The organism is Micromonospora sp. LOL_014 (assembly GCF_048060245.1).
Taxonomy (GTDB): Bacteria; Actinomycetota; Actinomycetes; order Mycobacteriales; family Micromonosporaceae; genus Micromonospora_E.
Genome location: NZ_JBHMIP010000021.1, coordinates 64,213 through 90,530, shown reverse-complemented (window position 1 = coordinate 90,530; position 26,318 = coordinate 64,213). Strand labels below are relative to the sequence as shown.

General features: G+C 69.6%; 25 protein-coding genes and 1 pseudogene. 12 read left to right on the top strand and 14 right to left on the bottom strand.

Features of this window, described 5'->3' with window-relative positions:
- Positions 1 to 24: 24 nt before the first annotated feature.
- On the bottom strand, positions 25 to 1,023 hold the full coding sequence (locus tag ACFHW1_RS19060; protein WP_416555087.1) for a threo-3-hydroxy-L-aspartate ammonia-lyase: 999 nt from the start codon (positions 1,021 to 1,023) through the stop codon (positions 25 to 27).
- A 391-nt stretch (positions 1,024 to 1,414) separates the two neighbouring features.
- Between ACFHW1_RS19060 and ACFHW1_RS19055 the strand changes: the two genes are divergently transcribed.
- The 3 genes from ACFHW1_RS19055 to ACFHW1_RS19045 all read left to right on the top strand — a co-directional run bounded on the left by ACFHW1_RS19055 (position 1,415) and on the right by ACFHW1_RS19045 (position 7,705).
- Positions 1,415 to 2,869 carry an endo-1,4-beta-xylanase gene (locus ACFHW1_RS19055; RefSeq protein ID WP_416615865.1) on the top strand — a complete coding sequence of 485 codons (1,455 nt, stop codon included), beginning with the start codon at positions 1,415 to 1,417 and terminating at the stop codon, positions 2,867 to 2,869.
- 254 nt (positions 2,870 to 3,123) lie between these two features.
- Positions 3,124 to 5,181, top strand: a complete 2,058-nt coding sequence (locus ACFHW1_RS19050) for a DNA gyrase/topoisomerase IV subunit B (protein WP_416555091.1) — start codon at positions 3,124 to 3,126, stop codon at positions 5,179 to 5,181.
- Between the two features lie 40 nt (positions 5,182 to 5,221).
- Positions 5,222 to 7,705, top strand: a complete 2,484-nt coding sequence (locus ACFHW1_RS19045) for a DNA gyrase/topoisomerase IV subunit A (RefSeq protein WP_416555093.1) — start codon at positions 5,222 to 5,224, stop codon at positions 7,703 to 7,705.
- A 185-nt stretch (positions 7,706 to 7,890) separates the two neighbouring features.
- On the opposite strand, the gene ACFHW1_RS19040 is transcribed toward ACFHW1_RS19045, so the two are convergent.
- Positions 7,891 to 8,493 (bottom strand): glycosyltransferase 87 family protein, encoded by a 603-nt coding sequence (locus tag ACFHW1_RS19040; protein WP_416615875.1) that lies wholly within the window; start codon positions 8,491 to 8,493, stop codon positions 7,891 to 7,893.
- A 310-nt stretch (positions 8,494 to 8,803) separates the two neighbouring features.
- Between ACFHW1_RS19040 and ACFHW1_RS19035 the strand changes: the two genes are divergently transcribed.
- The gene (locus ACFHW1_RS19035; RefSeq protein WP_416568285.1) at positions 8,804 to 9,517 is read left to right on the top strand and encodes a hypothetical protein; all 714 of its coding nucleotides are present in this window, start codon (positions 8,804 to 8,806) and stop codon (positions 9,515 to 9,517) included.
- Between the two features lie 133 nt (positions 9,518 to 9,650).
- On the opposite strand, the gene ACFHW1_RS19030 is transcribed toward ACFHW1_RS19035, so the two are convergent.
- Positions 9,651 to 10,619, bottom strand: coding sequence for a sporulation protein (locus tag ACFHW1_RS19030; protein ID WP_278168894.1), 969 nt, complete (start codon positions 10,617 to 10,619; stop codon positions 9,651 to 9,653).
- A gap of 185 nt (positions 10,620 to 10,804) precedes the next feature.
- Between ACFHW1_RS19030 and ACFHW1_RS19025 the strand changes: the two genes are divergently transcribed.
- Entirely contained in the window at positions 10,805 to 11,848 is a 1,044-nt protein-coding gene (locus ACFHW1_RS19025; RefSeq protein ID WP_416568286.1) for a sodium:calcium antiporter, read from the top strand.
- A 60-nt stretch (positions 11,849 to 11,908) separates the two neighbouring features.
- Here ACFHW1_RS19025 and ACFHW1_RS19020 read toward each other — a convergent pair.
- Positions 11,909 to 12,337 (bottom strand): annotated as a pseudogene (locus tag ACFHW1_RS19020) (ATP-binding protein); the annotation flags it as partial.
- Positions 12,324 to 13,196: an MEDS domain-containing protein gene (locus ACFHW1_RS19015; protein WP_416615863.1), complete on the bottom strand. Its 873-nt coding sequence runs from the start codon at positions 13,194 to 13,196 to the stop codon at positions 12,324 to 12,326. The gene ACFHW1_RS19015 and the pseudogene ACFHW1_RS19020, both read right to left, overlap by 14 nt.
- A gap of 427 nt (positions 13,197 to 13,623) precedes the next feature.
- On the opposite strand from ACFHW1_RS19015, the gene ACFHW1_RS19010 reads away from it, so the two are divergent.
- The gene (locus ACFHW1_RS19010) at positions 13,624 to 14,400 is read left to right on the top strand and encodes a serine hydrolase (RefSeq protein WP_416555101.1); all 777 of its coding nucleotides are present in this window, start codon (positions 13,624 to 13,626) and stop codon (positions 14,398 to 14,400) included.
- Between the two features lie 30 nt (positions 14,401 to 14,430).
- On the opposite strand, the gene ACFHW1_RS19005 is transcribed toward ACFHW1_RS19010, so the two are convergent.
- Entirely contained in the window at positions 14,431 to 14,889 is a 459-nt protein-coding gene (locus ACFHW1_RS19005; protein ID WP_416555103.1) for a hypothetical protein, read from the bottom strand.
- A gap of 238 nt (positions 14,890 to 15,127) precedes the next feature.
- On the opposite strand from ACFHW1_RS19005, the gene sthA reads away from it, so the two are divergent.
- A complete protein-coding gene (gene sthA, locus ACFHW1_RS19000) occupies positions 15,128 to 16,531 on the top strand; it encodes a Si-specific NAD(P)(+) transhydrogenase (protein ID WP_416555105.1) in 1,404 nt (467 codons plus the stop codon).
- Between the two features lie 32 nt (positions 16,532 to 16,563).
- Here sthA and ACFHW1_RS18995 read toward each other — a convergent pair whose 3' ends face one another.
- Genes ACFHW1_RS18995 through ACFHW1_RS18980 form a run of 4 tightly spaced genes read right to left on the bottom strand, consistent with a single transcriptional unit; the run spans position 16,564 to position 20,309 of the window.
- Positions 16,564 to 17,184, bottom strand: coding sequence for a hypothetical protein (locus ACFHW1_RS18995; protein ID WP_416555107.1), 621 nt, complete (start codon positions 17,182 to 17,184; stop codon positions 16,564 to 16,566).
- Complete coding sequence (locus ACFHW1_RS18990; protein ID WP_416555109.1) at positions 17,181 to 18,053, bottom strand: carbohydrate ABC transporter permease; 873 nt, start codon at positions 18,051 to 18,053, stop codon at positions 17,181 to 17,183. The genes ACFHW1_RS18995 and ACFHW1_RS18990 overlap by 4 nt, the downstream gene beginning before the upstream one ends.
- Positions 18,050 to 19,009 (bottom strand): carbohydrate ABC transporter permease, encoded by a 960-nt coding sequence (locus ACFHW1_RS18985; protein WP_416555111.1) that lies wholly within the window; start codon positions 19,007 to 19,009, stop codon positions 18,050 to 18,052. Before ACFHW1_RS18985 ends, ACFHW1_RS18990 begins: the two co-directional genes overlap by 4 nt.
- A gap of 31 nt (positions 19,010 to 19,040) precedes the next feature.
- The gene (locus ACFHW1_RS18980) at positions 19,041 to 20,309 is read right to left on the bottom strand and encodes an ABC transporter substrate-binding protein (RefSeq protein WP_416615861.1); all 1,269 of its coding nucleotides are present in this window, start codon (positions 20,307 to 20,309) and stop codon (positions 19,041 to 19,043) included.
- Between the two features lie 199 nt (positions 20,310 to 20,508).
- On the opposite strand from ACFHW1_RS18980, the gene ACFHW1_RS18975 reads away from it, so the two are divergent.
- From ACFHW1_RS18975 to ACFHW1_RS18955, 5 genes are all read left to right on the top strand, one after another.
- On the top strand, positions 20,509 to 20,760 hold the full coding sequence (locus ACFHW1_RS18975; RefSeq protein WP_278168905.1) for a hypothetical protein: 252 nt from the start codon (positions 20,509 to 20,511) through the stop codon (positions 20,758 to 20,760).
- Positions 20,757 to 21,071 (top strand): type II toxin-antitoxin system PemK/MazF family toxin, encoded by a 315-nt coding sequence (locus ACFHW1_RS18970; protein ID WP_278168906.1) that lies wholly within the window; start codon positions 20,757 to 20,759, stop codon positions 21,069 to 21,071. The genes ACFHW1_RS18975 and ACFHW1_RS18970 overlap by 4 nt, the downstream gene beginning before the upstream one ends.
- 85 nt (positions 21,072 to 21,156) lie before the next feature.
- Positions 21,157 to 21,759 carry a sulfite oxidase-like oxidoreductase gene (locus tag ACFHW1_RS18965; protein WP_416555115.1) on the top strand — a complete coding sequence of 201 codons (603 nt, stop codon included), beginning with the start codon at positions 21,157 to 21,159 and terminating at the stop codon, positions 21,757 to 21,759.
- Positions 21,729 to 22,481: a ferredoxin reductase gene (locus tag ACFHW1_RS18960; protein WP_416555117.1), complete on the top strand. Its 753-nt coding sequence runs from the start codon at positions 21,729 to 21,731 to the stop codon at positions 22,479 to 22,481. Before ACFHW1_RS18965 ends, ACFHW1_RS18960 begins: the two co-directional genes overlap by 31 nt.
- A 1-nt stretch (position 22,482) precedes the next feature.
- On the top strand, positions 22,483 to 22,818 hold the full coding sequence (locus tag ACFHW1_RS18955; protein WP_416555119.1) for a DUF6510 family protein: 336 nt from the start codon (positions 22,483 to 22,485) through the stop codon (positions 22,816 to 22,818).
- Positions 22,819 to 22,870: 52 nt separating this feature from the next.
- Here the strand turns inward: ACFHW1_RS18955 and ACFHW1_RS18950 are convergent, their stop codons facing one another.
- From ACFHW1_RS18950 to ACFHW1_RS18935, 4 genes are all read right to left on the bottom strand, one after another.
- Positions 22,871 to 23,155 carry a sigma factor-like helix-turn-helix DNA-binding protein gene (locus ACFHW1_RS18950; RefSeq protein WP_416615873.1) on the bottom strand — a complete coding sequence of 95 codons (285 nt, stop codon included), beginning with the start codon at positions 23,153 to 23,155 and terminating at the stop codon, positions 22,871 to 22,873.
- Between the two features lie 103 nt (positions 23,156 to 23,258).
- Positions 23,259 to 24,242, bottom strand: coding sequence for a helix-turn-helix domain-containing protein (locus tag ACFHW1_RS18945; protein WP_416555121.1), 984 nt, complete (start codon positions 24,240 to 24,242; stop codon positions 23,259 to 23,261).
- A 263-nt stretch (positions 24,243 to 24,505) separates the two neighbouring features.
- Positions 24,506 to 25,276, bottom strand: coding sequence for an aminotransferase class IV family protein (locus ACFHW1_RS18940; protein WP_416555123.1), 771 nt, complete (start codon positions 25,274 to 25,276; stop codon positions 24,506 to 24,508).
- 15 nt (positions 25,277 to 25,291) lie between these two features.
- Positions 25,292 to 26,284 (bottom strand): MerR family transcriptional regulator, encoded by a 993-nt coding sequence (locus ACFHW1_RS18935; protein ID WP_416568288.1) that lies wholly within the window; start codon positions 26,282 to 26,284, stop codon positions 25,292 to 25,294.
- Positions 26,285 to 26,318: the final 34 nt, after the last annotated feature.

Here is a 26,318-nt window from a genome sequence, read left to right as displayed (position 1 = left end):
CCCGCATCACCCGCGTCGGGTGAGTTACCTGGGATCAGCCGGCCGGGGCGACTCGGCGGTGGACATCAGGTCGACGAAGCGCCGGGTATCGACGTTGCCGCCGGAGACGATCACGCCGACCCGCCGTAGCGTCGATACCGACCGACCTGCCAGTAGGGCGGCCAGCCCGGTCGCGCCGCTGGGCTCGACGACGACCCGCATCCGGTCGAAGGCGAACCGCATCGCCATCCGGATCTCGTCGTCATCGACCAGCGCGATGTCGTCGAGCAGTTGCCGGTTGATCGCGAAGGTCAGCTCACCGGGCGTCTCGGCGGCCTGCCCGTCGGCGATCGTGCGTGGCACCGGGATGGTGACCCGTCGGCCGGCGGCCAGCGATCGCAACGTGTCGTCGCCGGCCGCCGGTTCGACGCCGATCACCCGGATCCGGGGCAGTAGTCCTTTCGAGGCGACTGCGGTGCCCGCCGCCAGCCCGCCGCCACCGACCGGCACCAGCAGCGCGTCGAGCGGGCCGACCTCCTCGACCAGCTCGAGCGCTGCGGTGCCCTGCCCGGCGATGACGTGCGGGTGATCGTACGGCGGGACCAGGGCCAGTCCCCGGTCGGCGGCCAACGCCGTACCGATGGCGACCCGGTCACCGGTGTACCGGTCGTAGGTGACGATCTCGGCCCCGTAACCGCGGACCGCCGCCATCTTGGCCGCCGGGGTGTCCTGCGGCATCACGATCACTGCGGTGCTGCCCAACTCCCGGGCGGCCAGCGCGACGGCCTGGGCATGGTTACCGGACGAGTACGCGGCGATGCCCCGGGCCAGCTGAGCCGGTGACAGCCGGGAGATTGTGTTGTAGGCGCCACGAAACTTGAACGCCCCGACCCGTTGCAGGTTTTCGCACTTGACGAAGACCTCGGCGCCGACCATGGCGTCCAGAGTGCGCGAGCGCAGCACAGGGGTGCGGTGCGCGGCGCCGGCTATCCGCGCGGCCGCGTCGCGGACGTCGTGCAGGGTGACCGGTGTCGAGTCCGTCAAGGTGCTTCCTCCCGGGGCGCTCATCTGACAGAGTTCCATACAGCGGCCGGGCGAGTCGCAGCCGGCCGGCTGGTGTCCATGCCGCATTGTCCGGGCGCGGCCGACACCGCCGACCCGTAGCGCGACGGTGCCGCTGATGGTGTTGCGCGCGGTCCGGATCTGCTCGGATCTTTTCGAAAATTTTGGTACCTCTGGTCTCGCCATCAGGTGCCGACGCCGTGCTGCCGTCCTCCGGACCGCTGGTTGAACAGCGGGTCCGCCGGTATCGGTCTTGGTCATTGAGCTACCGGAAATTTTCCGTTAGCATCGCTCAACAGCACTTCGATGAAAGTCGATGTATGGCCGAGGTTCACCCGCCGACCACACTCCGCACCGAGAGGCAACCATCGCCATGACCCATCAATCAGCCAGCAGACCGAGGAGAAGGGGACCGCGGGCCGCGTTGGCCTCCGCCGCGGTGGTTGCCCTTGCCGCCGGTACCTCGCTGCTGTACGCAACCTCCGCCAGCGCCGCCGAGTCCACGCTCGGCGCGGCCGCGGAGCAGTCCGGCCGGTATTTCGGTGCCGCCGTCGCGGCCAACAAGCTCAGCGATTCGACGTACGTGAACATCCTCAACCGGGAGTTCAACAGCGTCACCGCCGAGAACGAGATGAAACTCGACGCTACCGAGCCGCAGCAGGGCCAGTTCAACTTCAGCAACGGCGACCGGATCGTCAACCACGCCATCTCCCGCGGCATGGCCGTCCGTGGCCACACCCTCGCCTGGCACTCCCAGCAACCCGGCTGGATGCGGCAGATGGAAGGCGCTCCACTGCGCCAGGCCATGCTCAACCACGTCACCCAGGTCGCCTCCTACTACCGGGGCAAGATCCACTCCTGGGACGTGGTGAACGAGGCCTTCGCCGACGGCGGTAGCGGTGCCCGGCGCGACTCCAACCTGCAGCGCACCGGCAACGACTGGATCGAGGCGGCGTTCCGGGCCGCCCGCGCCGCCGACCCCGGCGCCAAGCTCTGCTACAACGACTACAACATCGACAACTGGTCCTGGGCCAAGACCCAGGCCGCGTACAACTTGGTCCGCGACTTCAAGCAGCGCGGCGTACCCATCGACTGCGTCGGCCTGCAGTCGCACTTCAACAGCGGCTCGCCGTACCCGTCGAACTACCGCACCACGCTGTCCAGTTTTGCCGCCCTCGGCGTCGACGTGCAGATCACCGAGCTCGACATCGAAGGCTCCGGCAGCAGCCAGGCCAACACCTACCGCAACGTGGTGCAGGACTGCCTGGCGGTGTCCCGCTGCACCGGCATCACCACCTGGGGCATCCGGGACTGCGACTCGTGGCGCAGCGGCGGCACCCCGCTGCTGTTCGAGTGCAACGGCAACAAGAAGCAGGCGTACCACTCGACCCTCTCCGCGCTCAACGCCGGCGGCACCCCGCCGCCCACGACGGCTCCGCCGCCCACGACGGCTCCGCCGCCGACCACGGCTCCGCCGCCGACCACGGCCCCGCCGCCCACGACGGCTCCGCCGCCCTCGCAGCCGCCAGGTGATGGCAACTGCTCAGCCGCGGTGATCTCGCTCGACCAGTGGTCAGGTGGCTTCGTGGCGAACGTGCGGGTGACCGCCGGGTCCGCCTCGACGAGCAGTTGGACGGTCACCATGACCCTGCCGTCCGGGGCGGCGGTCACCAACGCGTGGAACTCTCAGGCCAGCGGTAGCACCGGCACGGTGCGCTTCAGCAACGCACCGTGGAACGGCCAGATCGGTGCCGGGCAGTCGACTCAGTTCGGCTTCCAGGGCACTGGCACCGGCAGCGGGATGACCCCGACCTGCAGCGCCGGCTGACGGCAACCACCCCAGGGCGGGGCCGGTACGCGGGACGTCCCGCGTACCGGCCCCGCCCGCGTGCGGCGACCGGGAGCGCGGGGGTGCGACCGGCTGGGCCCGGCGACACCCGGTACCGGCCCGGCGCGGCGCTGTCGGTGGCTGCGGTTACGCTCGTCGGACGGTGGCTCGCAGGCCACCGTCGTTGCCCTGCCGGCCGGTCCTGTGCACCGGCGAGGCGGGGCACCGTGGGCCGGCACCGGGAGTTCGACGCGTTGACTGCACAATCTGAGACGCTGTACGGAGCAGACGACCTCACCCACCTGGAAGGGCTGGAGGCTGTCCGTAAACGGCCCGGCATGTACATCGGCTCCACCGACAGCCGGGGCGTCGGCCACCTGCTCAACGAGATCCTCGACAACTCCACCGACGAGGGCGTCGCCGGCCACGCCAGCCGGGTCGAGGTGACTCTGCACGCCGACGGTTCGGTCCAGGTCGACGACGACGGCCGGGGCATCCCGACCGACGTACACACCCGGTCCGGGCTGTCCGGGGTCGAACTGGTGCTGACCCGGCTGCACGCCGGCGGCAAGTTCGGCGGCTCCGGTTACAAGGCGTCCGGCGGCCTGCACGGGGTCGGCGCGTCGGCGGTGAACGCGCTCTCGCTACGGTTCGACGTACGGGTCAAGCGGGCCGGCCGGGTGTCGGAGATGTCGTTCCAGCGGGGCGTCCCGGGGGTCTTCGACGGCCCCGGCCCGGTCGCCGGCTTCACCAGGCAGTCGGGGCTGCGGGCGGTCGGTCGGATGAAGCGCGGCGAGGCCACCGGCACCTCCATCCGCTACTGGTACGACGCCCGCTACTTCGACGCCGGCGCCGCACTCGACGTGGCGGCCGTGCGGACCAGGCTGCGTAACACCGCCTTCCTGGTACCCGGGGTCACCTACGTGCTGCGCGACGCCACCTCTGGCGAGCTGGCCGAGGAGGTGTACCACCATCCCCGGGGCCTGGTTGAGATGGTGGAGTTCCTCACCCCGACCGGGGACCGACCGGTCAGCGGTACGCTGTTCATCACCGGCACCGGCACCTACAAGGAGAACGCCGCCGACGCCAACGGGGTGATGCAGTCGGACGTGGAGCGCCGGGCCGAGGTGGAGGTCGCCCTCGGCTGGGGCACCGGTTACGAGCGGACCGTGGAATGCTTCACGAACACCATCCGTAACCTGCACGGCGGCACCCACCGGCGGGGTTTCGAACGCGGGGTGACCCGGGCCGTCGTGGACGCGGTGCGCAACAGCCGTGGCCTGCTAAAACCCAAGGAGGATCCGCCGACCGTCGACGACGTCCTCGAAGGCATGACGGCCGTGGTGCACGTGCGGATACCGGAGCCCCAGTTCACCTCGCAGACCAAGGACGAGCTTTCCACCGCGGGCATCACCCGGGTGGTCCAGACGGTGGTGGAGCGGCACATCAAGTCCTGGGTGGAGGATCGTCGAACCCGTACCGAGGCCCGGACCGTGCTGCAGAAGGTTGTCGACGCGGCCCGGGTCCGGCTCACTCAGAAGCAGCAGAAGGACGCCGCTCGGCGCAAGACCGCCCTGGAAGGGGCGTCCATGCCGCCGAAGCTGGTCGACTGCCGGTCGACCGGCCTGCAACGCAGCGAGTTGTTCATCGTGGAGGGCGACAGCGCGCTTGGTTCGGCCCGGATGGCCCGCGTCGCCGAGTACCAGGCACTGCTGCCGATCCGGGGCAAGATCCTCAACGTGCAGAAGGCCAACCTGGCCGACACGTTGCGCAACGCCGAGGTTGCGGCGATCGTCCAGGTCCTCGGGGCCGGCACCGGGCGTACCTTCGACCTGGCCGCCATGCGGTACGGCCGGGTGATCCTGATGGCCGACGCGGACGTGGACGGCTCGCACATCCGGACCCTGCTGATCACCCTGTTCGCCAAGTATCTGCGCCCGGTGATCGAGGCCGGCCGGCTGTACGCGGCGATGCCTCCGCTCCACAAGATCACCACCAAGGGCCGCAACGCGGAGACCATCTTCACCTTCACCGAGGCCGAGATGGAGCAGACCGTACGGCGCATCGAGCGGGCCGGGCGACAGGTCGTCACCCCGGTGCCCCGGTTCAAGGGCCTCGGCGAGATGGACGCCGACGAATTGTGGGAGACCACCATGAACCCGGCGACTCGCTCGGTACGCCGGATCACCCTGGCCGACGTGGAGGTCGCCGACCGCACCCTGGAGTTGCTGATGGGGGAGAAGGTCGAGCCGCGCCGCAACTGGCTGATCGACTCGGCCGGCCGGGTCGACCAGGAGAGTATCGACGCCTGAGCATGACCCGCTCGATCGAGGAAGCGCTGGGAACGTAGAGATGGCACGCAGCAAGAGCAAGCAGTCCGGGGTCGACCTGTCCGCGTTCGACCAGGCCGGCGCCCGGATCCTGGACAACCCGCTGGAGACCGAGATCCAGGACTCCTACCTGGAGTACGCCTACTCGGTCATCTATGCCCGAGCCCTGCCCGACGCCAGGGACGGGCTCAAACCGGTGCACCGACGGATCCTCTACTCGATGAGCGAGCAGGGGCACCGTCCGGACCGGGGCTACGTCAAGTCGGCTCGGGTGGTGGGCGACGTGATGGGCAAGTTCCACCCGCACGGCGACACTGCGATCTACGACGCGATGGTCCGGATGGCGCAGCACTTCTCGCTCAACGTGCCGCTGGTCGACGGGCACGGCAACTTCGGCTCCCCCGACGACGGTCCGGCGGCCAGCCGCTACACCGAGGCGCGGATGTCCCGCCCGGCGATGCTGCTCGTCGGCGAACTCGACGAGGAGACCGTCGACTTCAAGCCCAACTATGACGGCTCGTTGACCGAGCCGAAGGTGTTGCCGGCAGCCTTCCCGAACCTGCTGGTCAACGGCGCGTCCGGAATCGCCGTCGGGATGGCGACCAACATGATCCCGCACAATCTCAGTGAGGTCGTCGCGGCCACCCGCTGGCTGATCCGCCATCCCGACGCGAGCCTCGACAAGCTGATGGAGTTCGTTCCCGGCCCGGATCTGCCGACCGGTGGCTTGCTGCTCGGACTCGACGAGGTGCGCCGTGCGTTCGCCACCGGGCGAGGGGTGGTGCGGATGCGCGCCAAGGTGCAGATCGGCCTGCTCGAGGGCAGCCGTGGGCGGCAGGCGATCACGGTGACCGAGCTGCCTTACGGGGTCGGTACCGAGCGGATCATCGAGAAGATCACCGAAGAGGTCAACAAGACCAAACGGTTGCAGGGCATCGCCGACGTCAAGGACCTGACCGACCGGGAGAACGGCACCCGCCTGGTCATCGAATGCAAGATCGGGGTCAACCCGCAGGCTCTGCTCGCCGATCTCTACCGGCTGACCCCGATGGAGCAGTCGTTCGGCGTCAACAACCTGGTGCTGGTCGACGGGCAGCCACGTACGCTCGGGCTGAAGGAGCTACTGGAAGCCTTCCTTGCTCACCGGTACGACGTCGTCACCCGACGCAGCCTCTACCGACGGAGCCGCCGCCAGGATCGACTGCATCTGGTCGACGGTCTGCTGATCGCCCTGCTCGACATCGACCGGGTGGTGCGGCTGATCCGGGGCAGCGACGACGCGCAGGCGGCGCGGGACGCGCTGATGGCCGAGTTCGGGCTGACCGCCGTGCAGGCCGGCTACATCCTGGACACCCCGCTGCGCCGGCTGACCCGGTTCGACCGGATCGAGCTCGAGGCCGAGCAGGACCGGCTGCGTAGCGAGATCGCCGAGCTGTCGCGGATCCTCGACGACCCCGCGGCGCTGCGGAAGCTGGTCTCCGACGAGCTGGCCAAGGTGGCCAAGCAGTTCGCCACCCCCCGGCGGACCACTCTCGTCGACGGCGACCTCAAGGAAGTGCTGGCCGCCTCGGTCCCGGCCGGTCCGCTGGAGGTCGCCGACGACCCCTGCCAGGTCATCCTGTCCGCCACCGGGCTGGTCGCCCGCACCGTCGCCGAGAGCGAGGAGTCGGTCGAGGATGCCCGGCGCAACAGCCGGGCCCGGCACGACGCGGTGCAGGCCGTGGTGCCGGCCACTGCCCGTGGCCAGGTGCTGCTGATCACCAGCACCGGCCGGGCGGTCCGTACCGATGTTCTGCCGTTGCCGGTGCTGCCGCAGCGTTCCGGAACGGTGTCGCTGTCCGGCGGCATGCCGGTCGCCGAACTGCTGCCGTTGGGCACGGGTGAGCAGGTTGTCGGCCTGGCCCCGGCCACCCAACGGGACGCGCCGGGACTCGCGCTGGGCACCCGCCACGGCGTGGTGAAGGTCTGCGCGCCGGACTGGCCGGTACGCGCGGACGAGTTCGAGGTGATCGGTCTGCGCGACGGCGACGAGGTCGTCGGAGCCAGTTGGCTGACCGACGGCACCGAGAGCCTGGTGTTCGTCACCACTGACGCCTCGCTGCTGCGGTTCGCCGCGAAGCTGGTCCGTCCGCAAGGGCTCAAGGGCGGCGGCATGGCCGGGATCAACCTCGCGGCCGATGCCCGGGTGCTGTTCTTCGCCGCCGTACGGACCGACGACCCGGTGCACGGAGAGCCGATGGTGGTCACCTCCACCGGGCATCACGTCAAGGTCACGCCGTTCGCCGAGTATCCCGCGAAGGGCCGGGCCACCGGTGGGGTCCGGGTGCAGCGGTTCCTCAAGGGCGAGTCGGGGCTGGAGCTGGCCTGGGTGGGTTCCCGACCGGTCGGTGCCACCCCGTCCGGGGAGTCGGTGGCGTTGCCGCAGCTCGATCCGCGCCGGGACAGTTCGGGCACCCCGGTGATGCTGGCCCCGCAGGTCATCGGTCACCTGCTAGAACGCGGCTGACCACCGGCGGCCGATCCGGTGCCGTCGGCCAATCACCGACCCGACCGGTTATCAGCCCAGCTGGGTGGCGGCCAGCCGGCGGTCGTACCAGGCCCGGATCGCGGCGGCAGCGTCCGCCGGCAGTGGGCCGTCGGCGGCACCGGCAACGCTGCTGGTGAGCTGGGCGACCCGGCGGGCGCTGTGCGCTACCGACGCCTCGATCTCGCTGGCCGACCAGGTCTCGGTGCCATCGGGCAGATAACCGGCGCAGCCGCCTCGACCGGCCACACCGCTGCCGCCGCCCGCCGCCGGGGCCCGGTCCGGCCCGGCCGTACCCGCCTACCGAGCAGCCCGAGCCCACCGAGCGCCAGCAGCACGTACAGGTTGCTGTAGATCAGCCCGAGCCCGGAGAAGTGCAGGTCCCACCCGCCCGGACTGGCCAGTACCCAGCTCGTGCTGCCCGCCAGGACCAGCCAGCCGGCGGCGGCAGTGAGGATCGTCGACCTGCGGCCGCACCACCGTTGGTCACCGCCGAGGACCAGCAGCGCCGGCACCCACCACACCCAGTGGTGGTGCCAGGAGACAGGGGAGACCAGCAGCCCGGTGGCCGCGCAGGCGAGCACCGCCAGCAGTTCGTCGCCGGCCCGCGCGCAGCGGACCGCGACGGTCATCCCGGCCGCGCCGACCAGCACCGCGATCACCAGCCACGGCAGACCAGGCCGCGGTTCGTCCAGCACCCGGGTCACCGCGCCGGACAACGACTGGTTCAGGACGGTCCGGGGATCCCCGGTGACCCGGTCGGTGTCCAGCAGCCCGCCGGTCCAGAACCAGTTCGAGTCGGTCGGCGGTTGGCCCGCTCCTGCTCCAGCCAGGTCCGGGCCGCGACGGCGTCGGGCAGCGGCCGCGCCGCGACGCTCGGGCCGGTCGCCGCCGGCCGCCGGTGTCGCTCGGCGGGGAAGAGTAATCCATGGCGGCTGCGGCGGTGTGCAGGTAGTGGTCGAACAGGACGGTCATCGCCTGGTGCCGGTCGACCGGTGAATCCTGCCGGCCGGCGAGGTCCACGGCGTACGCTCGGAGCAGGTCGTGCATCCCGTAGCGGTGGCCAGGCCCAGGCCCGGGATGCAGCCCCAGCAGCCGGAACGCGCGGGCGGCGTCGGCCGGCAGATGCAGGTAGGACCAGGAGAACACCGCGCGTACGCCGGTGCGCCGGTCGCCACCCGCGTCGAGCAGATCGAGGCGCCGGTGCTGATCGGCGAGTCCGCGGACCAGTTCGACCAGTGGCGCGGTGGGGCGGGTGGCCGCCAGTTCCGCGGCTACCCGCAGGAAGCCGGCGAGGGCCTGGCCCGGGGAGACGGGCTGCTCGGCGTCGTAGCCCTGCAGATCGACGTAGAGCTGGCCGTCGGGGAACCGGTGCCGGATCCGGTGCGCCCAGCGGACGGCGAGCGCGGTCTTGCCGACGCCGGCGGTGCCGGACACTGCGGCGATGGTCACCACCGGCGACCGGTCCACGTCGTCGGTCCACCCGTGGGCGTCGTCGAGCAGTTGGTCGAGCTCGGCCAACTCGGTGATCCGGCCGGTGAAGTCGGGGATGTCGGCTGGCAGCTGGGCCGGTGCCGGTTCGGGCGTTGCCCGGCCGGTTTCACCGCCCGGGGATCTGACCGAGGACCCGGATACGCAAAGTCGTCACCCTCGCCGGTCGTACCGAATGCCGCCGCTCGGAACGGGTTGGCCTTGTACGTCGGTCGGCTGACCTCAACCTACGTCTATATCGCTCAGCATTGCAACGTCAGCTGTCGAATGACCCAGTCGAACTGCCGAACCCATCGGTGGTGAGTGTCCGCAGTGGATAACGTCGGCGCGGGTCGGATCTCTCTCGATTGTGTGCCGGGTACCGCGGTGACCTGGTAGCGACGCCGCGTCGCCGGGCGTTGGTGCCCCGACCGGGGCACCAACGCCCGGCTGATGGTCACTCCTCCTCGAACTCTTCACCCGAGTCGTCGTCCCCGCCGAACGAGTCGAAGACCTCGCCGGCGATCATCCCGCCGGCGAAGCCGAGCGCGGCGCCACCGACCGCGCCGGCGACGGCCCCACCCATTCCCGACCCGCCATGGTGCCCGCCGTAATGCCCACCGGGCGCGCCGTACCCGCCGATCAGCGACTGGCGCTGGGAGAGGGCCTGGCGGACCCAGGTGTCGACCTGGGCGGTCCAGTCCACCTGGTCGGCGTCTGTGTGACTGACCCGGTAGCGGCCGTACGAGTCGTGCCCCGGCCGGAAAAGACCACCGCGCTTGTCGAACTCCAGCACGACGTCGATGCCGTACTCGCTGGCCACGAAGGTCAGCTCGACCTCATTGATGCCGCCGGCGTACTGGGGTGCGGCGTAGTACTCGATTTCCTGGTAGAACGGCAGGGTCTGGGGCACGCCGTGTAGCCGCCCGTACTCCAGGTCGGCGCCCTTGAAGGCGAAGCCAAGCCGGGCGAACGCCTCCAGGATGCGCTCCTGCAACGGCAGCGGGTAGATGTGCACCGCATCGAGGTCGCCTCGGTCGATCGCCCCCGGGATGGCGACCTCGGTCCGCAGACCCATGGTCATGCCGTGCAGGCGCTGCCCGTAGAGGTCGGTCACCGGGGTCTCCCACGGCACCGGGAACTGGAAGGGCAACGACAACTGCTGGCCTTCGCGCAGGTGGATGCCGCCGGACACAGGGAACCGGTGGAACTCGGCCAGGGCGTTGTGGTCCTCGCCGCCGGCCTCCACCTCAACCCGGGTGACCAAGCTGACCGTGATCTGGTCCAGCTGCACGTCGTGGCTGCCGCCAGTGATGTTCACCTGCCCGGTGAGGGCAAGGCCCGGCCGGGCGTTGGGGTTCTGTAGCACCGTGTCGACGCTGGGAGCGCCGATTCCAAGAGCGCCCAGCATCTTCTTGAATACCACGTACATTCCTCTCGGTTCTCGGTTGACGGACCGTGCCCTGCCGGTACCGGCATTCGGGGCATCCAGTGTGGATATAATGGCAGGTGTTCAGTTTATCCTGATCTATCGTGGCGGGTTGTCGTGGGCGGTTGTCGGCGTGGTCCGGTTATCGCACGCGACTGCGGGACATGTGAAAAAATGCGTCTATGCCGGATTTCCTGGTGACGGCGGACTGGCCTGTCTCCTGGTCGATAGCCGCGTTCGCGATCGCCGGAGTGGTAACGGTGGCGGCTGGGATCCGGCTCGTCGCCGTGGGTGACGCGCTCGCCGACCGGACTGGCTGGGGAGAAGCGGTCTTCGGTGCGGTCTTCTTTGGTCTGGCGACGTCGCTGTCCGGGATCGTGATGACTGCGGTGACCGCGGCTAGTGACGCTCCGCAACTGGCCTACAGCAACGCCGTCGGCGGCATCGCTGCGCAGACCACCGCAATCGCGGTGGCCGACCTGTTCTACCGGCGGGTCAACCTCGAACACGCCGCCGCTTCGCTGTCCAATTTGCTCTTCGGCTGCCTGCTGCTGGCGCTGCTGGCCCTGGCGCTGCTGGCCACCTACACCCCGGACGGCGCGGTGGCGGGCGTCCACCCGGTCTCGATGATCATGATCGGCTGCTACCTCGGCGGCGTCATGATCGTCCACTCCACCGACGTTACGCCCTACTGGCAAGCCGTCGACACCAACGAGACCCGCCGGGATCTGCCGCAGAGTCACGGTCCCCTCGACGACCGTCCACTGCGTCGGCTGTGGGTGCGGTTCGCTCTCGTCGGGCTGGCCGTCGCCGCCAGCGGCTGGCTGACCGCACTCGCCGCCGAGAGCCTGGTGCAGGCGACCGGGCTACGGGCCGGATTCGTCGGCGGGGTGCTCATGGGCCTGGTCAACGCGTTGCCGGAGACGATCACCGCGATCGCGGCGGTACGGCGCGGGGCGGTGACCCTCGCGGTCGCGGCCGTCCTCGGCGGCAACTGCCTCGACGCGCTCAACCTGGTGGTCGCTGATGTCTTCTACCGCCCCGGGTCGATCTACCACGCGGCCGGTCCGGACGAACTGTTCCTCACCTCTGCCGCGCTACTGATGACCACGGTGCTGCTCGGTGGGCTGCTGGCCCGGCAGGTCCGCGGCTGGGGTCGGTTGGGCTTCGAAGGCACCCTGTTGTTCGGCGGCTACCTCGCCGTGGTCGCGGTCCTGGCCCTCTGACACCAGCATCAGCGCCCCGGATCGTCGGTCACCGGCCGGCCGGGCCAGGCTGATCACTGCGGTAACCACCGCCCCCGGCCCCGGTTCGACACGATCGATGATCAACTCCGTGCAGAGTTGCCGGCAGATCCAGATCCCCCGACCACCGGCCCGCGCCTGGTCCGGCGGAACGGTTCCCACCTGCGGGTCACGCATTCCCGGTCCACCGTCGCTGACCTGGCAGTACAGGATGTCGTCGCGGCGCCAAAACCGGAGCCGGCCACTGCCGCCGCCGTGGCGTAACGCGTTGGTGGCGAGCTCCCCGGCAACGATGAGCAGATGCTCGGTCTGCTCGGCCGAGATGCCCAGCCCGGGAGCGTGTGCGCTGAGCGTAGCCCGCAGGCCGTACAGACCGTCCCGGTCGAACGGCTGGTCAACGGCACCGGCCGGGGACGGAGTGCCCGTCGGCCGTCCCCCGATGCCGAGCGAGGTGGGATCAGGGCTGCTCATGGCGTCTCTGTACCCGCAGTTGAGCCACGTCATCCGCGCCGACCAGGGACAGCACGGTACCGACCAGCCGGCGGCAGGATACCGTCATTCGGCGCGATCCCGGCAACGCCCGAGCGGCAGCCAGGATGATCCCGGCGCAGGCTCCGTCGATGTATTCCAGCCCGGTCAGGTTGATGTGCAGGTGGCGGTCGATCCGTACCGACTCGGCCAGCGCCAACTCGAGCACATCCTTGTGCCGGTAGTCCAGCTCACCGGCGATGCGCAGGCCGGCCGGGCTGTACTGCCGGCAGACCCGCAGCAGCGGATGCTCCAGGTAGACCTGAGCGGCGACGGTCCGGGGATGGGCCCGGGCGGCGAACGCCAGCGTGACGGCGTCAAACCGCTCCCGGTCGTACTGGCAGATCAGACAGAGCTGGCCGTGTGCGAACAGGTCGGCGACCAGCGTCTCGAACTCGACCAGTTGATCGGCTGCGGCGGCCGGGCGGGTCGCCCAGCACATGTCGGCGGTCACCCGGAGGCCGGCGTACCCCTCGTCGCTGGCCTGGCGCGCCTCCCGCGCGAGTGTCCGCACCATCGCCCCGGCGTCGGCGGTTGCCCCGCCGAGCAGCGACTCGGTGGCCGAGACGATGCGCAGCTGGCCCCGGCGCAGGGCCGATCCAGGCCGTACCGCGCGGTCGTGCAGCTCACCGGCGAGCTCGTCCGGGCTCACCGAGTCGGTCCAGCAGACCACCTTCTGCCCGGCCCGCAGCCCGCGACGAACGAAGGCCGCCACCAGGTCCAGTCGCTCCTCCTGGTCGGAGAAGGTGAGACAGGCATGGTCGCCAGCGCCGAGCGTGCCAACCGCAGCCGTGTCCGCCATCGTCGATCCGCCTTGTCCGTCTTAGGGAGGATGCCCGCCACCTTATGCGTTGCCCCCGGTCGCACCCGGACACGCCCTCCGTTGAGCCGTCGATTTGAACGTCCGCCGTGCGATGCCCGTACCACCGGTGGTAGAGCGGACAGCACCGGATCTGGGGGCCCACGTGATCATCGGAGAAGGCCCGGTTAGTGGTCGCCTCGCGGATCGGTCCGGCCGGTCCGGGAACTCCCGGCACCCTGCCCGGCGAACCGCGACGTCCGGCCGACGCGCCGACTCCCGTGGCGGAACATCTCGTCGGTCACTGCTCGGCTTCGGCCTGTCCGGCCTGCTCGCCGCAGGTGGCCTCGGCTATGGGTGGCGGGCTGCCGCCGGTTTGCCGGTGACCGGCGGTCGGGTAGCCGCTGGCGGGCCGGGTACGGTAGTGGCCGTGCCGACCTCTGCGGTGCCGACCCCGGACGTCGTGGTGGAGCAGCGCCGCCGGGCGGCGCTGGCGGCCCGACAGGTACGCGAGTACGCCGCCGGCCTGCCCGGCCAGTTCAGCTTCGCGGCTGTCGAGCGCGGCACCGGGGCCGGGTTCCGTACCGGTGACGAGCTCCAGTTTCAGACGGCGAGCATCGTCAAGGTGGAGATTCTCACTGCCCTGCTGCTGGACCGGGGCGGGATCCCGTTGACCGCCGTGCAACGCGACCGGGCCGAGGCCATGATCACAGCCAGTGACAACGCGGCGGCCAGTGAACTCTTCGCCGCCATCGGCGGCGTCTCCGGACTGGACCGGGTCAACACCGAGCTGGGCCTGACCCGGACCCGACCGAGGTCGGCCTGGGGAACGACTGTCACCACCTCAGCCGACCAGGTCCGGCTGCTTCGAGTGCTGGTCGACGAGGAGAGCCCGCTGCGACCGGCGGAGCGGGGCCTGGTGCTGGACCTGATGCGTCGGGTGGTCGATGGACAGCGGTGGGGGGTGCCGGTCGGTGCCGGTACGACCGGCTCCCGTACCTGGGTGAAGAACGGCTGGGACACCGTCGACGATCATGACGGACGCTGGCTGGTCAACAGCATCGGGCGGATCGTCGAGGACGACCACGACTGGCTGGTGGCGGTGCTGTCCGACCACCACGACTCGCTGGATGCCGGCATCGCGGCGGTGGAACAGGCGGTGCGAATCGCCTTCGACACGTGGCGACGGCCGGCCCCGGCCGGCTAGCCCCCGGCTGGCCGGCACCTGTCCGTCGGGTCAGGCCGGGCCGAACACCCGGTCGCAGGCCTCGCGCAGGTCGACCTGCGCGGCCGAGATCGTCAGGTTCCCCTCGATCGGCTCCTGGTCGGCGGCGGCCCGGGCGGCGTCCACCAGGTCCTTTCCACGGGCGGCCAGCGTGGCGTCGGTCGACGCCTGTGCCTGCCGGCCGATCTCCCGATTGACGTCGTGGTCGAGCTCGGCCGCGCTGATCTCACGTAGGTCCTGGCACGCCTGCCAGCCTTCGGTGTCGGCCGGTGGGGTCTGCGACGTGCTCTCGTCGATTGTCGGCGTCGGCGTCGCCTGCGACTGCTCGCCCCTGGTCAGCGCGCCGATCCCGATGACCAGGACGGCCAGCAGGACCGGCGCGGTGATCCACAGCCAGACGGGCCGGCGGCGGGAGCGGCGGGAGGGGGAGAATCCGGAGTGGTCAGCAGAGGTGCGGTAGGGGTGGCTCACGGTAGTGCCTCTCAGGTCCGACTGGGCGGGCGGAGCTCCGACTGGAGAGGGAAGCGGTGGCTTACGGCATAGCGGACATCAACGCCTGTGCCATCATATATTCATACACGTTGCCTTCATGTGCTGCCCCATAGTAAGCTTTTCGCTGCGGAAGGCAACCCGTCTATCGCCCCAGGTCGTCCGGACGGACAGGGGTGGTCGTAAGCATCCGGAAACCCGGGCCTGTCACACTGGGTCGGTGTATGACGTCGACGTGCTCGTGATCGGATCCGGCCCCAGTGGACAGAAGGCGGCGATCGCCGCGGCGAAGCTCGACCGGAGCATCATGGTCGTCGAGCGCGCGCACATGCTCGGCGGCGTGTGCATCAACACCGGCACCATCCCCTCCAAGACCCTGCGCGAGGCCGTCCTCTACCTGACCGGCCTCAACCAGCGCGAGGTCTACGGTCAGAGCTACCGGGTCAAGGATCACATCACGGTCAGTGACCTAACTGCCCGGACCCAGCACGTGATCGGGCGCGAAATCGACGTGACCCGCAGCCAGTTGACCCGCAACCGGGTACGGATCATGACCGGCACGGCACGGTTCGATGACGCGCACACCGTGGTGGTGACCGATGCGACCGGCCACGGAAACAAGGTCACCGCCGAGAAGATCGTGATCGCGGCCGGTACCCGCCCGGCCCGCCCGGCCAGCGTCGACTTCGACGAGCGGACCATCATCGACTCGGACGGCATCATCAACCTCGAACAGGTGCCGCAGTCGATGCTGGTGATCGGAGCCGGGGTGATCGGCATCGAGTACGCCTCGATGTTCGCCGCGCTCGGCACCGAGGTCACCGTGGTGGAGCGGCGGGACCGGATGCTCGAATTCTGCGACCTGGAAATCGTCGAAGCGCTCAAGTATCACCTGCGTGACCTCGCTGTCACCTTCCGTTTCGGCGAGGAGGTGGCGTCGGTGCAGCGCCACCAGCGCGGGGCGGTCGCGGTGCTGGAGAGCGGCAAGCGGATCGCCGCCGACACCGTGATGTACTCCGCCGGGCGCCAGGGCGTTGCGGGTGACCTTGATCTGGAGCGGGCCGGCCTGACCGCCGACGCCCGGGGCCGGATTCAGGTCAACGAGAACTTCCAGACCACGGCCGGGCACATCTACGCGGTCGGAGACATCATCGGTTTTCCCGCCCTGGCCTCCACCTCGATGGAGCAGGGCCGGCTCGCCGCCCACCACGCCTGCGGTGAACCAGCCCGTGGCATGCCACAGCTACAACCGATCGGCATCTACACGATCCCGGAGATCAGCTTCATCGGCAGCACCGAGGACCAGCTCACCGACAACCGGGTGCCCTTCGAGGTGGGGGTCGCCCGCTACCGGGAGCTCGCCCGCGGGCAGATCGTCGGCGACTCGTACGGGATGCTCAAGCTACTGGTCGCCCCGGACAGCCGGCAACTGCTCGGCGTGCACATCTTCGGCACCGGGGCCACCGAACTGGTGCACATCGGGCAGGCGGTGATGGGCTGCAACGGTACCGTCGACTACTTCGTCGACGCCGTGTTCAACTATCCGACCCTTGCCGAGGCGTACAAGGTCGCCGCGCTGGACGCGATGAACAAGATGCGGCACCTCGCCCAGCTGCACGACTGACCGTCAGCTGTCCATCCGACGGGACCGGAGGGTCAGTCGGGTCCAGCCGGTGCCGCCTGACGGCGGTGCACCGCGACCGCGGCGAGCAGTACACAGCCGGTCATCGGCACCACCAGCGGGACCAGCTGCCAGGTGACCAGGACCAGACCGGTGAGGGCGAGCGTCAGCAGCACCGTACCGCCCGGGTCGGTCCGCAGCGTGCGCGCCGCGGCGCGCAGCAGCGCCGGCCAGGCTGCGCCCGGGTGCCAGCCAGCGGCGGCCCGCAACAGTAGGGCGCCCAGGCCGACCGCGGTGAGCAGGCAGGCCGCCGCGACCAGCTCACCGACGGGCAACTGGCCGGTGCGTACCACCGCCGCGTCGAAGTACAGCAGCAGCCCGGCCCCGACCGCCGCGAGCGACCATGGCCAGCTGCCGGGCAGCGCGGCCCTCAACCGTACGCCGAAGGCACCGAGCCGGGTGCTGCCGGTGTCGTCGATGTACGCCCGCAGCTGCGCGCACCCGGCGGCCAGCGCGGCCAGCAGCGTGACCAGCGGCAGCAAGCTGACCAGCACCAGCACTCCGACCAGCAGGGTCTCACCGAACAACGCGAAGCGGGCGTTACGCACACCGGCTCCGGCGGCGGTGGCGAGGTCGTCGCGGCCGGTGGCGCTCACCCCTTCAACCCCGAGGTGGCGACCCCGTCGACCAGCAGACGCTGGAAGAACAGGAAGAACCCGATGACCGGCAGCAGCGCGAGCATCGACATGGCCATCAACGCACCGTAGTCGGACAGCGTGGTCTGATCGATGTAGAGCTGCAGCGCCAACGGCAACGGGTACTTGTCGGGGGTGCTGAGGTAGATGAGCGGGGCGAGGAAGTCGTTCCAGGTCCAGATGAAGGTGAAGATGGCCGTGGTGACCATTGCCGGCCGGGACAACGGCAGCACCACGTGCCAGAAGATGCCCCACGGCCCAGCGCCGTCGATCCGGGCCGACTCGTCCAGTTCATGCGGGATGCCGCGCATGAACTGGACCATCAAGAAGACGAAGAACGCCTCGGCGGCGAGGAACTTGCCGGCCAGCAGCGGCACGTAGGTGTCGACCAGAGCGAGTTTCTGGAAGACCGCGTACTGCGGGACGATCAGCACGTGGAACGGCAGCAGCAGGGTCGAGATCATCAGTACGAACAGGACGGTACGGCCATGGAACCGTAGCCGGGCGAAGGCGTAGCCGGCCAGGGCCGACGACGCCACCGTCCCGACCACGGCGAGCACCGCCAGCACCGCCGAGTTCCAGAAGAACCGCAGCACGCTGATACCGGCCATGCCCTCGGCCGCCCGCTGGTAGTTGCCCAGCGTCGGCTCCTGGGGAAACAGTTCCAGGCTGCCGACGATCGACCCGGACGGTTTGAACGAGGCGGAGACGACCCAGACTACCGGGTAGAGGATCACCGCCAGCAGCGCCACCGCCGCCAGATGCCAGCCGACGCTGCCGAGGCGACGCCGCCGGGTGGCGGCACCCGCCGCCCGAGACGCGGGGGTCATCGGTCGTCTCCCGAATAGTGGACCCAGCCACGGGCGGTTCGGAACAGCATCGCGGTCACCAGCCCCACGCCGAGCAGTAGCATCCAAGCCATCGCCGAGGCGTAGCCCATCCGGAAGTCGGTGAAGCCCCGGTCATAGAGGTAGACCGTGTAGAACAGGGTCGAGCCGGCAGGGCTGCCGTTGCGGCCGCCGATGACGTACGCCGAGGTGAAGATCTGGAACGAGTTGATTGTCTCCAGCAGCAGGTTGAAGAACAGCACCGGTGAGATCATCGGCAGGGTCACCGACCAGAATCGACGCGCCCGGCCGGCGCCGTCCACCTCGGCCGCCTCGTACAGCTCGGCCGGCACCTGCTTGAGCCCGGCGAGGAAGATCACCATAGGCGCGCCGAACTGCCAGGCCGCCAGCAGCACCAGCATGAGCAGCGAGAAGTCGGGATTGCCGACCCACCCGCCGCTGCCCAGACCGACCGAGCTCAGCAGTCGGTCGACCACCGCGTCGTCGCTGAACAGCGCCTTCCAGACGATGGCGACGCTGACGCTGGCGCCGATCAACGACGGCCCGTAGAACGCCGCCCGGTAGAAGCCCTGGCCGCGGCGGCGCTGGTTGAGCAGCATCGCCACCGCCAGCGCCGCGGCGAGCTTCAACGGTACGGCGAGCAGCACGTACCCAGCGGTGACCCGGACCGACTGCAGCCACCGGTCGTCGTCGAAGAGCCGGCGGTAGTTGTCCAGCCCGACCCATCCCGGCGTGGTGAACAGGTTGTAGTCGGTGAACGACAGGTACAGCGAGGCCGCCATCGGGCCGACCGTCAGCAGCAGCATGCCGACGATCCAGGGGGACAGGAACAGGTAACCGGCCACCGGGTCGCCGTTGCGGCGACCCGATGGCGGCGTCGCCGGTCTACGGCGGCCGGCTGCCGCGGGCCGGGCGGAGCCGACGGTGGAGCTTGTCATCGGAACCCTCGGGCTGGTCACCGCGTACGGATCAGGGCTCGAGGATTTCCTCGGCTTCGGCGAAGAGCTGGTCGGCCGCCTCTGCCACGCCGATCCGCCCGTAGTGCAGTTCCTCGCTGATCCGGATGAACGCTGCCTCGATGCTGCCGGCACCGCGCGGAGGCGCCGGTGGTGCCTGGGTGAGCTGATCGGCGATGGTCTCCTCGTAGGCGGCCACAGCAGCCAGCGGCCCGTCGAGTTCGGCCGCGTCCCGCTGGGCGTTGGTGGCTGGCAGGCCACGGTTGCCGCCGAAGATCCGACCCACCTCCGGGTCGTTGATCATGAAGGAGATCAGTCTGGCAGCCGCTGCCGGGTGCTCGGTGCCGGCCGACGTGCTCAGCAGCATCGCCGGTTTGAGGTACTGCCCGAGCTGTCCCGGGTTGTTGCTGGGCACCGGGCCCAGCCTGATCTCGGTGTCGGTCTCGCCAGCGTACCGGGTGAGGAAGTTGTCCCAGCTGAGGTCGGAGGCGGCCAGGTCGTCGACCCACAGGGAGGCCGGTTTGATCTGGACGGCGGTCTCCACCGGCAGGACCACGTCCTGCTCGATCAGGTCCATGCCCTGCTGCCAGAACCGCGCCAGCCGTTCCTTGCTGAAGCCGAGGCGGCCGTCCTCGGTGAACAACGCCCCGCCCTCCTGACGCAGCTGCGCCTCAAGGTTGTAGATTACCCCGGTGTAGTTGCCGCCGCCGTAGGTGCCGGTCTCGGCCTTGATGGTGGCCATCGCGGAGTGGTAGTCCTCCCAGGTCCAGCCGATCACCGGCGCGGGCACCCCGGCCTGCTCGAACAGCGCCGGGTTGTAGAACATGCTCCAGGTGTTGCCGCCGACCGGGACCGCGTACAGCGTGTCGTCGACCGCGCCGGCGCCGTCGAATCCGGCCAGCAGGTCGTCGAGGACGAGGTCGGTGCCGACGTGCTCGTCGAGACCGCCAAGCACTCCCCGGTCGGCGTACTCGCGCAGGTAGGAGAAGTCCATCTGCAGGACGTCCGGCATGTTGCCGCCGGCGGTCTCGGTGGTCAGCTTCTGCCAGTACGCCTCGTATTCCTGGAAGCTCGGCGTCACGGTGATGCCCGGGTTCTGCTCCTCGAACAGGTCGATCGCCTGCTGCATCAGGTCGGCCCGCTCGGCGTTGCCCCACCAGGAGTAGCGCAGCGCGACCTCGCCCGACTCGGTGTCGGCACCGCAGGCGACGGTGCCGGTGGCGACCAGCGAGAGGGCAGCAGCGATGGCCAGCGACTTGGTGAATCGTTTCAATCTTGCCATCAGAAACCTCCGGATCTGAGCCGACCACCAGGTGCGTAACGATGTGTTTGGGGGCCAGAGGAAGCGCTTGTGAACGTAGGTTAGGAGTCAGTTACATGTGCGTCAATGGCTGACTTGAACGTTACAACTCCGCGGCATGCCCGCCGACCCGAGCCGGGCCGGGGCAGCACACCGGCCGCCCTGGTCGTACCATCGCGACATGGCAGAGATGGTCACCCTGCGGCTGAGCCCGCAGACCCTGGCCAGGGCGCGGGCCGCTGCCGAACGGGACGGGATGACGCTCTCCGACTGGATCGACCGGGCCGCCCGCCGGGAAGCACGCCGCGACGCCGCCCGGGCACACGAGGAGTGGCTGGCCGCCAACCCGGAGGTCCGCGACGAACTGGACGGCTTTGACGAACTCGCCGACACGCTGGAGTCCGGCTGGTCCGACCTGTCTGACGCGGCGTGAACCGCGGCGAGATCTGGACCGTCGGCGAGCGCTCCGATCTGCGCTACCGGGTGGTGGTGCTGTCCGGCGACACGCACAACGAGCGACCCAGGGCCGCCCCGTACTGCGCGCCAATCGTCCGCCAGCGCGGCGCCACCAGCCTGCCGCCGTTCGTGGTGCCGCTGGCCGAGACCGACCCGCTGTCCGGAGTCGTCGTGGTCAACCGGATGCGCCGCATCTCCGGCCGCTCCGGGGCGGAACGGGTCGGCATGGTGACCGGTGCCAGCATGGCCCGACTGGAAGAGGCGATGCGGGACCTGTTCGACCTCTGACAGGTGCGCGCGGCCCGGCACCTCGGACGAGTGCAATCCCCGCCGACGCTGGCGGAAGCGCCCGGCCAGGTGGTACGACGGTCCGATGGGTATCGTGTCGCCCGGGTTCCAGGGCCGTCCACGTCCTCCCGGCGCTGCCACCCTGCCGCCGGGACAGTATCTGACCGACGACTTCCCGGTGCTGTCCGCCGGCCCGACCCCGCGCATCGACGTCGCCGGCTGGCAGTTCGTGGTCACCACCGAGGACGGCACCGAGCAGCGGTGGAGCTGGCCGGAGCTGCTCGACCTGCCCAGTGAGGACGTCACCGTCGACCTGCACTGCGTGACCAAGTGGTCCAAGCTCGGCACCCGCTGGCACGGCGTCTCCCTCGACACCCTGCTGGCCGACATCGACACCAGCGCCGACTACGCCCTCGTTCACTCGTACGGCGGATACACCACCAACCTGCCACTGGCCGGCCTGCTTCACGGGCAGGCATGGATCGCCTACCGCTACGACGGCGCCGACCTGAGCCCGGAGCACGGCGGCCCGGCCCGGCTGCTGGTGCCGCACCTCTATCTGTGGAAGTCGGCCAAATGGGTGCACGGCATCCGGCTGCTGACCGACGATGAACCCGGCTTCTGGGAGACCGCCGGCTACCACGATTACGGTGACCCATGGCGCGAGCAGCGGTACCAGGGCGACTGAGCTGGCGGGTGGCCCGCCTCGCCGCCGTCCGCGACGAGACGACGACCGCCCGTACCCTGCTGCTCGACGTGCCGGACTGGCCCGGACACCTGCCCGGCCAGCACGTCGACGTGCGGCTCACCGCCGCCGACGGTTACCAGGCACAGCGCAGCTACTCGATCGCCAACGCGGCCGACGGCGACCGGGTCGAGCTGACCGTGCAGCGGGTGTCCGACGGCGAGGTCTCCGGCTACCTGGCCGGCCCGTACGCCGTCGGTGACCCGGTGGAGATTCGCGGACCGGTCGGCGGCTGGTTCGTGTGGCGACCGGACACGACCGATCCGGTGCTGTTGATCGCCGGCGGCTCCGGCATCGTGCCGCTGATGGCGATGATCCGCGCCCGACGGGCCGCCAGCAGCCGGGTACCGTTCCGGCTCATCTACTCGGTGCGTACCCCGGCCGACGTCTACTACGCCGACGAGCTGCGCCGCCGCGCCCGCGACGACGCCGGTCTCGACGTCAGCTACGTCTACACCCGGCAGGCGCCCGAGGGCCGGCCCGGCCAGGTCGGCCGGATCGGAATCTCCCGGGTCAACACCGACGGTTGGCCGGCCATGCTCGAACCGGCCTGCTATGTCTGCGGGCCGACCGGCTTCGTGGAGACGGTCGCCGACATCCTGATCGCCCTCGGGCACGACCCCCGCCGCGTCCGCACCGAACGATTCGGACCCACCGGAGGTTGACATGACCGACCAGCCCGTGACGTCGGTGCTGCCCGACGGACGTCACCTGATCGACGAGCACCACCTACCCGATGAGCACCACCTGGACGGTAACGCGCTGGCCGGTCCGCTGGGCGAGATATTCGCGGTGGACGTCACCACCGCGATCGGCCGCTGCGCCAACTGCGGGCGGGCCGGGCCGCTTGCCGCTCTGATGGTCTACTCCGACGCGCCCGGCCTGGTCGCCCGCTGCCCGCACTGCACCGGGGTGCTGCTGCGGCTGGTACGCGGCCCGGTCGACGTCTGGCTCGACCTGCACGGCGCGCTGAGTCTACGGATCACCGTACCGGCAGGTTGAGCCTTCCCGGCTCCGCCGGGCCGACCGGGCCGCCCGGCACGGCGGAGCCGGATCACCTCAGCCAGTGCGCCACGTCGTGCGCCAGCAACTGCTCCAACGCCGGCAGGTCGCCCTGCTGAGCGGCAGCGAAGAACCGTCGGGCAAGCTCGTCGCGTTGCCGCCGGCTGGCGTGATAGCGCGGTCGGCGCGCGCGAATCTTCTCGCGCGCCCGGGCGACCAGATGCCGGGTGCCGTCCACGTCGGCACCGACGATCTCGGCGACCTGCGGGTACGGGTAGTCGAACACCTCGCGCAGCAGGAACGCGGCGCGCTGCTGCGCTGACAGGCTTTCCAGCAGGACGAGAAAGGCCAGCGACAGCGAATCGGCGATCTCCGCCTGCTCGGCCGGTGTGGGGTCGGTGACCAGTGGCTCGGGCAGCCACTCGCCGACGTAGCGTTCCCTACGGGACCGGGCCGAGCGGAGCTGGTCGATGGCCAGCCGGGGGTGGCCAGCGGTCGGGCGACAGGTCCGAGAGCACCTCGTAAGCCGTGCCGATCGCCTGTTCTGCCTCCTGCGCCTGGCCGAGCTTCGCGTGCGCGCGTGCCTCGCCGTTGACGGCGAGGCGGACCGCCTGTGCTCCGCGGCTGGCGAACCGGCGGCCGTCCACGGCGTAGGCGAGCGCCTTGCGGTACTGCCCGTCGTAGAACTCGGCGAAGCTCTGTGTGCCCCGTACCCATGCCTTGAGTTCCCGGTCCTCCGCGTAGTCGGCGAGCTGGAACGCCTCGATCCCGTAGGCCCGCGCGGAGCTGAACCGGCCGAGATTGACCGACATGTAGCTGAGCAGCCCGGAGAGCTGCCCGGCGATGGTGAGCAGCCGGGCGCTGTAGCTGGGCTGCATCCGCAGCGGGATGAGGCTCTGCACCCAGCGTCGTTGCCGCACCACGTCGGCGGCCAGCGTGAGTGGCCCTTCCTCCTCGTAGCGGGCGACGACATCCGAAACGTAGAGATCCAGAGTGTCCAGCAGCGCGTGGTTGACGCTCGCGTCGTTGTTCTCGCGAATCCGGGCCAGGATGACCGAGGGCTGCTCGACCAGCCCTTTGGCGCTACCTACGCTCGGGAAAGCGGGCACAACCCTCCGGTTGCCGGAGACGGCACTGATCTCCGATCCGACAACAGCAGCATCCTGCCGTACCGTTGTGCGAGGGTTGCGGAATCCGAGTTCGTCGTTGGTGTCGACATTGAGGACGATGCGCAGGGCCGTGCGGTAGTCCTCGGCGGGGAAGCGGATCTTGCCGTTTTCGAGTTTGCCCAGGTAGTTGGCGGTGAAGGCGCTGTGCGCCGCCTGGCCGGGGTCGGGGTAGAGGATCTTGTTGACGGCGTCGGCGAGTTGCCGGCGGGTCAGGCCCAGGCGTTCGCGTGCTGCGGTGAGCGGATGGTTCTGCATGACACCCCCGAAGTGTGGCGCACGATCGATGCGTGGTGGCGCGAACTGCCTGTGGCGGTGATCGATTTTGGACAGTATCCACCCGGTGAATGCCGCCTTCAACCATCTGCGTCGAACAATTCCTGACCCTGTCGGGGATTACGTCAACGAGGAAATGTCAAGAGGGAAGGCAGGGGATGGTTCCGGCAACGGGAAGCATCCCTTCCAGTAGCGGGTGTGCTGAACTGCCCCGAGGCCAGGTGTACGTACCGACGTGCAGCGCATCAGAGTGGTTCGCCGGGGATGGCGCTGTAGTCCTTGCGGATCTGCTCGACCACCGGCGTCATGTCAGACCATCGGATGGCGTCGATCGCGGTGACAGCCCGGACTCCAACCGTGGCGTTGGTGGCGAACGCTGCGGTGTAGCGGTCCAGCTCCGCCACGTTGACGCGGCGCTCATGCCCTGGGCGCTCCTGACGGATCAACGCCATCGTGACTCCCGGCAACACCGGTGCCTGCGGCCACACGATGTCGTCCCCTTCGATCAGGCCGATGTTCCAGGTCGCCCCTTCGGAGATGAAACCCTCCCTGTCCACGAACAGCACGTCATCGAAGCCAGCGAGTTGGGCCTGTCGGCGATGGAACACCGTCGCGAACAGGCCGAGGTGCTTGACTCCTGGTAAGTCCCGCTCGTAGCAGCGAGTGGTGAGCACCAGCGGTTGTGGTGGGACCGACGACACCGCTCGCGTCGTGACGAGCACCTGCGGGCTTGATGCGCCGGCGGGATGCCCCAGGTCGAGATCTGGGTCGAACACCGTTACCCTGGCGACGGTCGACTCGGCGGAACCCACCACGTGACGGACATAGCAGCGAACCTCGTGCTGATCGAGTTCCGTGCCGAAGAGTGCACGGCAGTCCCTTGTCAGCCGATCGAGGTGAAGCGCGAGTCCGCGCACCCGGCCGGCGTCCACTCGCATCGACGTGAAGTGACCGTAGTTGGTGAGACCCAGGATCTTCAGATGATCCAGATCGACGGGCTGCCCGTTCAGAAGCATGATGCCAGTCTCCGATCAGCGGGCCGGTAGGGCGGACGCGCGCAGCGCCTCGGCCAGCCACTCGAACGGGAACCGTTCCGGCTCCCCGCCGTTAACGGTGGTGACCAGCGCCAGGTACCGGTCCAACAGACCGGGCGGGTCCGGCGGTGTGCGGTCCCACTCCGCACCTTCCATCATGTGGTCGGCCGTCTGGAGCCGGAACTCGAGGGTGTCCGGCATCCCTGGGCTGTCCGGTGTCGCGAAGACGCCGGTCAGCCAGCCCATCCACCGGTCGGCGATCTCCCGCCCCTGCGGCGAGTCCGGTGGCACCTGGTCCCGTGCCGCATCCATCGCCGCCTGGCCGATCGGCGTAGCCGCTTCCATGCTGCCCAGCATCGGTGACGAGGTCATCAGCGGTCCGGCTCCGGTGGTGCACACCTCGTGCAGCTCGCGGCGCACCGCCTGGCGGATCCCGGGGTCGCGGACCAGCTCCGCCAGCTCGATCCACGCCTCCAGCTGGGCTGTGGTGGGGTGGTCGGGCAGTTTCGGGTGGGCCGCCCGCCACCACTTGAGCATCTGCGCCGGCGGCTCCCAACCGGTGGAGATCTCAGTCCAGAACTCGTCGATCAGCCGGTCACGTTCGTCGTCCGACATTCCGGCGAGTTTGTGCATCAGCGTCACCTGTTCGGCGGTGGAGTCCTGTCGAAGGATGGTCGACAGCACCGCGCGGCGGCTGCGCAGCCGTGCCTCCTGCCGGGTCAGCAGAGCCAGGTGGGTGGCGGCCAGCTCGCGCAGCGTCGCCTCGCCGGCCAGCACCCGCCGGATCTCGTCCAGCCCGGCGTCGAGTTCCCGTAGCGTCCGGACCAGTTCCAGCCGGGCGATCGCCGACACGTCGTACAGCCGGTGGCCGGCCAGCGTACTGGCGGCCGGCGTGACGACACCGGCGTCCGCGTAGTACCGGACGGCGCTGACGCTCAGACCGGTGCGTCGGGCGACATCCCCGATGGGGTACAGCTCGTTCATGTCCACGGCGCCCACTATGCGATCTCAAGCGGCTTGAGAT